Raw genomic sequence first — 6,609 nt, forward strand, 5'->3', positions numbered from 1 at the left:
CTGCATGGCAAGCGGCGATAGTGACGAAAGGCATGGCAGCGTGGGCGGCATCGGTCGCTGACCTGCCTCTTCCTGGCTCACGGCGATTGCTGCCTGCGTTGTGTCTGCAGGCGGCATCGCCGCAACATGCCCGCTCGATCCGCACACCCGAAAACGGGATGGCGCATGGCTATCCCATTCCGGTGTGCGGGCGACAGGTCGTGCATGCGACCGGCCTCGCAGCAATGCAACGTTTACTCGGTCGATCCACAGTTTTCCAGCAGCGTCTTCACGCTGGGAGCCTTGCCAACGACGCAAGGAAAAACGGGATGGCCGCAAGGCCATCCCGTCTTAGTTCATCGCTGGCAGCCGCGTGCGTCGTGCACGCAGGTGCCTCACTCGGTCAAGCCACGGTTTTCCAGCAGCGCTTTCACGCTGGGATCCTTGCCGCGGAAATCGCGGTACAGCGTGGCCAGGTCGACGGTGTTGCCGCGCGAGAGGATCTTGGCGCGGAAGGTGTCGCCGTTCTTGCGGGTCAGTCCACCGTTTTCCTTGAACCACTCGAACGCATCGTCATCGAGCACTTCCGACCAGAAGTACGCGTAGTAACTGGCCGAGTAACCGCCGCCCCAGATGTGGTCGAAATAGGTGCTGCGGTAACGCGGCGGCACTTCGGCCAGGTCCACCTTGAAGCGCTTCAGCGCATCGGCCTCGAACTTGCTGACGTCCTGTAGCGGTGCGTCGGCCGGCTGGGTGTGCCAGGCCAGATCCAGCAGCGCGGCCGACAGGTATTCGGTGGTGGCGTAGCCGCTGTTGAAGGTCTTGGCCTTCTTGATTTTTTCCACCAGCTCGGCCGGCATCGCTGCGCCGGTTTGATAATGCTTGGCGTAATTGGCGAAGACCTTAGGATCGGAGGCCCAGTGCTCGTTGAACTGCGAGGGGAATTCCACAAAATCGCGCGAGGTGCTGGTGCCGGCGATCGAGGGGTACTTCACCTTGGAGAACATGCCGTGCAGCGCGTGGCCGAACTCGTGGAACAGCGTGGTGACGTCGTCGAAGCTCAGTAGCGCCGGCTGGCCAGCGGCCGGCTTGGTGAAGTTGCACACGTTGTAGACCACCGGCTTGGCACCGGTGAGGCCGTCCTGTTCGACGAACACGTCCATCCAGGCGCCACCGGACTTGCTGTCGCGCTTGAAGTAGTCGGTGTAGAACAGCGCCATCGAGCTGCCGTCGGCATCGAAGACTTCATACACCTTCATATCGGCGTGGTAGGTCGGGATGTCGGTGCGCTGTTTGAAGGTGATGCCGTACAGCTGCGTGGCGGCGTAAAACACGCCGTTCTGCAGCACGTTGTCCAGTTCGAAGTACGGCTTGATCTGCGATTCGTCCAGGTCGTACTTGGCCTTGCGCACCTGCTCGGCGTAAAAGTCCCAGTCGGAGGCGGCGAGCTTGAAATCGCCGGTCTTTGCATCAGCACGCTGCGCGTCGATGACCTTCTGCATCTCGGCCACTTCGCGGCGTGCCTTGGCGGTGGCGGCCGGCACGGTGTCGGTCAGCAGCTTGAGCGCCGCCTCCGGGGTCTTGGCCATCTGGTCGCCCAGGCTGTAGGCGGCGTAGTTGTCGAAGCCCAGCAGCTTGGCCTTTTGCGCGCGCAGCTGGGCCAGGCGCTGGATGGTCTGGCGGGTGTCGTTGGCATCGCCCTTTTCGGCGCGGGTTTCAGAGGCCTTGAGCACCTCGGCACGCAGCTGGCGGTCCTTCAGCGAGGCCAGCACTGGCTGCTGGGTGGTGTTCTGCAGGGTGAGCAGATACTTGCCGTCGAGCTTGCGCGCCTTGGCGGCATCGGCGGCGGCGGCGATATCGCCCTCGCTTAGGCCGTCGAGCCGGGCCTTGTCGTCCACGACCACCGCACCGGCGGCCGAGGCGGCGACCAGACGGGTGTGAAACTGGGTGGAGAGGGTGGTTTCTTCCACGTTGAGCTTGCGCAGGCTGTCCTTGTCGGCATCGGACAGTTGCGCACCGGCGCGCACCAGTTCTTCGTAATCGCGCTCGAGCAGGCGCTTTTGTTCCGGCTCCAGGTTCAAGGTATCGCGCTGGTCGTAGAGCGTCTTGACGCGCGCGAACAGCTTGGGATCGAGATTGATCTCGTCCTGGTGTGCGGCCAGCTTGGGCGCGATCTCTTCCTGGATCTTCTGGCGTGCGTCGCTGGTATCGGCCTGGACCAGCCCGAAGAAGATGCGCGAGACGCGCGTGAGCGTCTCGCCGCTGCGCTCCATGGCTTCGATGGTGTTGTCGAAGGTGGGCGGCTCGTTGTTGTCGGCGATCTTGCGCATGTCGGCCAGGTGCTGGCGCATGCCCTCCTCGAAGGCCGGCAGGTAATCGGCGTCCTTGATCTTGTCGAACGGCGGCGCCTGGAACGGTAATGTGCTGGCGGTCAGCAGCGGGTTCGGCGCGGCATCGGCGGCGGGGGTGGCGGTGTTCTCGGACACGGGGGTGGACTCCTTACCGGACGGCTCTTTTCCAGAACATGCGGCCAGTGCCAGGGTGATGGCAGCGGCCAGAACGACGGTACGCGACATGGCGTGTAATTCCTGAGTGGTTGGTACGGCAGCCGGTCACGCTAGCGGGTTTGCGCGGCTCCGGCATGTGCCGTTGGCTGGGGCCGCTGAACGGCGCCCTCATCCGCCCTTCGGGCACCTTCTCCCGCAGGCGGGAGAAGGGTGGAGCCACGAGCGGGAGCGGGGAAGCTACGACGAGCTTGCGGTGCGCGACTTGCGGGCAGAGTGGCTGGGCGAGGTCGTTCGGCTGCAGGCGAGGCGGGGCTGTCCGCGGCGGCTGCCGCGCACGCAAGGCAGCCGGCGGGCGGGGGCTGGAGACAGCCGCCGGCTGGAGGTCGTCGGCACCAGCTGCGCCAATGCTGCCAGGCGGCGAGCGCCCCGCACCGGCACGCAGCGCGTCCTTACAGCGCCTCGTCCTTGAAGATGGCCACATGCGGGGTGCCGTCCGCGCCGATCCAGCCGCGGTACATGCCTTCGGTATTGAACGGAAACGCGATGTTGCCCTGCGCGTCCAGCGCAATGGCGCCGCCATCGCCGCCGGCCTTGGGAATTTCCTGGTCGATCACCGCCTCGGCCGCCTGCTGCAACGAGTGCCCGGCGTATTTCATGCGCGCGCAGATGTCATAGGCCGCCACCGCGCGGATGTAGAACTCGCCCCAGCCGGTGCCGGAGACGGCGCACTGCGCATTGGCATAGGTGCCGGCGCCGATGATGGGCGCATCGCCGACGCGGCCGTAGCGCTTGTTGGTCATGCCGCCGGTGGAGGTGCCGGCGGCCAGATGGCCGTCGCGGTCCAGCGCCAGCGCGCCGACGGTACCGAAATGCCTGGCGGTCTCCAGCTCCAGCGCGGCCTGCGCCTGGCGGTCGCCGGCCTCGGCCTTGAGCGCCTTCTGCAGCTGCTGCCAGCGCTTGTCGGTGCGAAAATAGCTTGGATCGACCAGGGTGACGCCCTGCTCGCGCGCGAATTGCTCGGCGCCGTCGCCGACCAGCATCACGTGCCTGGAGCGGTCCATCACGCGGCGCGCCAGCTGGATCGGGTTCTTGACCGTGTGCACGCCGGCAATCGCCCCGGCCTTGCCGCTGACGCCATCCATGATGGCCGCGTCCAGCTCGTTCTTGCCGTCGTGAGTGAACACCGCACCGCGCCCGGCATTGAACTGCGGCGCATCCTCCAGCACGGTGATGGTGGCGGCCACTGCATCGACCGCACTGCCGCCGCGATCAAGCACCGCATGCCCGGCGCGCAGCGCGCGTTGCATCGCCTCACGGGCCTGGGCTTGTTCGTCGGGCGAGAGGCTGGATTTCTCCACGCCCGCACCGCCGTGGATCACCAGCATCGGCGTGGCTGCGAGCGCCGGGCCGGTACAGAGCAGCAAGGACAGGCAGAGCGCACGGACGGATAAGCTGATCATGGTGTTTCCTCCTTGCAAGTGATCAAGATACTCGGTGGGGCGGGCACGGGCCTGCTCTCTGTCGCAAGCGAGCAGGACATGTTCGGCTTCGAGCGAGACGTTCGGTTGCAAGTAACCGCAGCGCCAAAGTGGGGTGCTGCACGAATCACGCAAAAGCTGAAGCAGCCAACCAATGAACAACATCTGGCCTGCGCGTCTTTCAGGGAAGATCGCGCATTGCATGGGACAGTCGTTGCTGAAACCTCGTCCCCAACATGCGATCCACCGCTCCGAGCCTGGTGACCTCACTCTCGGGATCGAACGACCGGCCTTGCAGCACCGCCTCCGCATCGTTGTGCAGTGCATACGCCAGGTGCGCGGCGGCACGCACCGATGGAGGCGATTCACTCTGGCTTCCGAGGTGCCCGGCCAGCAGGCGCCGGAGCTCATACAACGCGAATGCGAACAACTGTTCTAGGGTGATGTTCATTCGAACACTCTCTTCCTGTGCTCGCAGGCCTGATTGCCTTGCCGCGCACCGCATCGTGTTTCCAAGCAGCCGCGGCACTGGGTGGACTCACACGCACGTGCCGCGACTCGTCCTACAACGTATCGCGGTGCTTGCCGCGCCACGGGCGGTACCAGGTGCGGATGGCGGCGATGTCGGCCGCCATGTCGGTGCCGGTCCAGAACGGCTCGCCGATGCCCACGGTCTTGCTGGGGTAGTCGAAATACACCGGCAGGATCGGCACCTGCGCGTCGGAGGCGATCTTCCAGAAGCCGGCCTTCCACTGCTCCACCCGCTTGCGCGTACCTTCGGGGGTGATCACGTACCACATCTGCTCGGAATTGCGGATCAGCCGCACCGCCTGGCCGATGGTGCCCTGCGGCGAGCTGCGGTCCAGCGGAATGCCGCCGAGCTTGCGCAGCAGCGGGCCCAGCGGCCACCAGAACAGCTGCGCCTTGCCCAGCACGCGCACTTCGAAGCCCAGCGCGAACTTGGCCGCAAAGCCCAAAAAGCCGTCCCAGTTGGACGAATGCGGCGCCACGATCATCACCAGCTTGGGCTCGTCGGGCAGCCGCCCGAGCAGGCGCCAGCCGGTCAGACGCAGCGCTGTGCGGCCCAGCCAGCGGCCGAAGCGGCCGTGCGCACGCGGCATTCTGGGCGGGGATGGCTGCAGCAGGATGTTGGCCTGTGTTACCGGTGGCAACGACGGGTCGGGTTGACTCACGCTTACTCCCAGTGGGACGCCGAGCGTCCACGCTTGATCTGACTGCGCTCACGCTTGGCATCCAGCCGCCGCAGCTTGGCACCATGACTCGGTTTGGTGGCGACCCGGCGCTTGGGCACCGACAGGCACGCACTGATGATCTCAGCCAGCCGCTCGCGCGCATCGTCGCGGTTGCGGTCTTGGGTGCGGAAGCGCTGTGCGTCGATCACCAGCACGCCCTCGGCGGTCATGCGGCGGTCGCGCCGCGACAGCAACCGCGCACGCAACGGCTCGGGCAGCGACGGCGAGCCGGCCACATCGAAGCGCAGCTCCACCGCAGTGGAGACCTTGTTGACGTTCTGCCCACCGGCGCCGCTGGCGCGCACGAAGCGTTCGACGAGTTCGCTGGGCGGAATCGTCAGGCTGGGGGTGATCTGGATCGGGTCGCTGGCCATACGCGCCGATTGTATCGGCAGCGGCATGCATGCGCGCGCAAACGCCGGCTTCCCGTATGCTGCGGCCGGTTCCCACTGCAGGATGCTCCGATGACACCCGATTCGCTCGCCGCCGTACGCGCCCTTGCGCGCCGCCTGGGGCTGCTCGCCCTGCTGGCCCTGGCCGCCCCGGCCGCGCAGGCGCAGGCGCCCACCGATGCCGACGTCAACCGCCTGCTGGCCGCCTCGCGCGCCCAGACCATGCTGGACACCATGCTGCCGCAGATCGAGGCGATGCAGCAGCAGCAGTTCGCCCAGCTCACCGCGCAGCGCCAGCTCGATGCCGCCCAGCAGGCACAGCTGCAGCGCATCCAGGAGCGCACCCGCCAGACCGTGCGCAAGGCGCTGTCATGGTCGGAGCTGCGGCCGATGTACGTGGACATCTACAAGCGCTCGTTTTCGCGCGAGGACGTGCTGGCGATGGCCGAGTTCTACGAGAGTTCGGCCAGCCAGAGCCTGCTGGACAAGACCCCGGCGCTGACCCAGAACCTGATGGGTGCCATCCAGCAGAAGATGCTGCCCCTGTTTGCCGATCTGCAGAAGGATCTGGAGCAGATCGTCAATACGCCTGCCCCGGCAAAGAAGCCTTGAGGGGCGGGATTGGAGAATCGAGATTGGGGAGTGGGAACCGCGTGATCGCTGCGACGGGTGTGGATGTGGGATTGGACTGCCTTGTTGGTGACGGCAGTGCTCTACCTGTTCGGTGACGGAAGAACACGGTGCGTTCTTCTCTTTGCGGGAGAGCGCCTGTTACGAGCCGGCCCCCATCCGCCCTTCGGGCACCTTCCCCCGCAGGCGGGGGAAGGAAGCAGCACGGGGAGGCGAGCATTGGGCGTCGCGCTCGAGCGCCTCTTCCGCTCGCGCGCCCGAGCCCCTTTCCCGCTCGCGTGCTTGAGCCCCTTATCTCTTGGCGATCTGCCAGATTAGGCGTCGAGAGCCGGCGTGGTCGACCGATAGCCCACAGGTCTGAGTGACCGCG

The 6,609-nt window shown here is 66.0% G+C and carries 6 protein-coding genes; 1 reads left to right on the forward strand and 5 read right to left on the reverse strand.

Annotated elements, in window-relative coordinates; translation table 11 throughout:
- Positions 1–374: 374 nt before the first annotated feature.
- From dcp to arfB, 5 genes are all read right to left on the reverse strand, one after another.
- The gene (dcp, locus tag XcodCFBP4690_RS19935) at positions 375–2,555 is read right to left on the reverse strand and encodes a peptidyl-dipeptidase Dcp (protein ID WP_104543781.1); all 2,181 of its coding nucleotides are present in this window, start codon (positions 2,553–2,555) and stop codon (positions 375–377) included.
- A gap of 380 nt (positions 2,556–2,935) precedes the next feature.
- Positions 2,936–3,946, reverse strand: a complete 1,011-nt coding sequence (locus XcodCFBP4690_RS19940; protein WP_167394721.1) for an isoaspartyl peptidase/L-asparaginase family protein — start codon at positions 3,944–3,946, stop codon at positions 2,936–2,938.
- Positions 3,947–4,145: 199 nt separating this feature from the next.
- Entirely contained in the window at positions 4,146–4,415 is a 270-nt protein-coding gene (locus XcodCFBP4690_RS19945; protein ID WP_104543783.1) for a hypothetical protein, read from the reverse strand.
- 112 nt (positions 4,416–4,527) lie between these two features.
- Positions 4,528–5,157: a lysophosphatidylcholine acyltransferase gene (locus XcodCFBP4690_RS19950; protein ID WP_104543785.1), complete on the reverse strand. Its 630-nt coding sequence runs from the start codon at positions 5,155–5,157 to the stop codon at positions 4,528–4,530.
- Between the two features lie 2 nt (positions 5,158–5,159).
- The gene (gene arfB, locus XcodCFBP4690_RS19955; RefSeq protein WP_047694425.1) at positions 5,160–5,591 is read right to left on the reverse strand and encodes an alternative ribosome rescue aminoacyl-tRNA hydrolase ArfB; all 432 of its coding nucleotides are present in this window, start codon (positions 5,589–5,591) and stop codon (positions 5,160–5,162) included.
- 90 nt (positions 5,592–5,681) lie between these two features.
- Here arfB and XcodCFBP4690_RS19960 point away from each other — a divergent pair, with 90 nt between their 5' ends.
- Positions 5,682–6,221: a DUF2059 domain-containing protein gene (locus XcodCFBP4690_RS19960; protein ID WP_104543787.1), complete on the forward strand. Its 540-nt coding sequence runs from the start codon at positions 5,682–5,684 to the stop codon at positions 6,219–6,221.
- The last annotated feature ends 388 nt before the right edge of the window (positions 6,222–6,609 follow it).

Origin of the sequence: Xanthomonas codiaei, assembly GCF_002939785.1 — a bacterium.
GTDB classification, from domain to species: Bacteria; Pseudomonadota; Gammaproteobacteria; order Xanthomonadales; family Xanthomonadaceae; genus Xanthomonas; species Xanthomonas codiaei.

Excerpts from the sequence above, each read along its gene's own strand:
- dcp (WP_104543781.1), bottom strand. The coding sequence starts at position 2,555 with ATGTCGCGTACCGTCGTTCTGGCCGCTGCCATCACCCTGGCACTGGCC.
- XcodCFBP4690_RS19945 (WP_104543783.1), bottom strand. The coding sequence starts at position 4,415 with ATGAACATCACCCTAGAACAGTTGTTCGCATTCGCGTTGTATGAGCTC.
- arfB (WP_047694425.1), bottom strand. The coding sequence starts at position 5,591 with ATGGCCAGCGACCCGATCCAGATCACCCCCAGCCTGACGATTCCGCCC.
- XcodCFBP4690_RS19960 (WP_104543787.1), top strand. The coding sequence starts at position 5,682 with ATGACACCCGATTCGCTCGCCGCCGTACGCGCCCTTGCGCGCCGCCTG.
- XcodCFBP4690_RS19940 (WP_167394721.1), bottom strand. The coding sequence starts at position 3,946 with ATGATCAGCTTATCCGTCCGTGCGCTCTGCCTGTCCTTGCTGCTCTGT.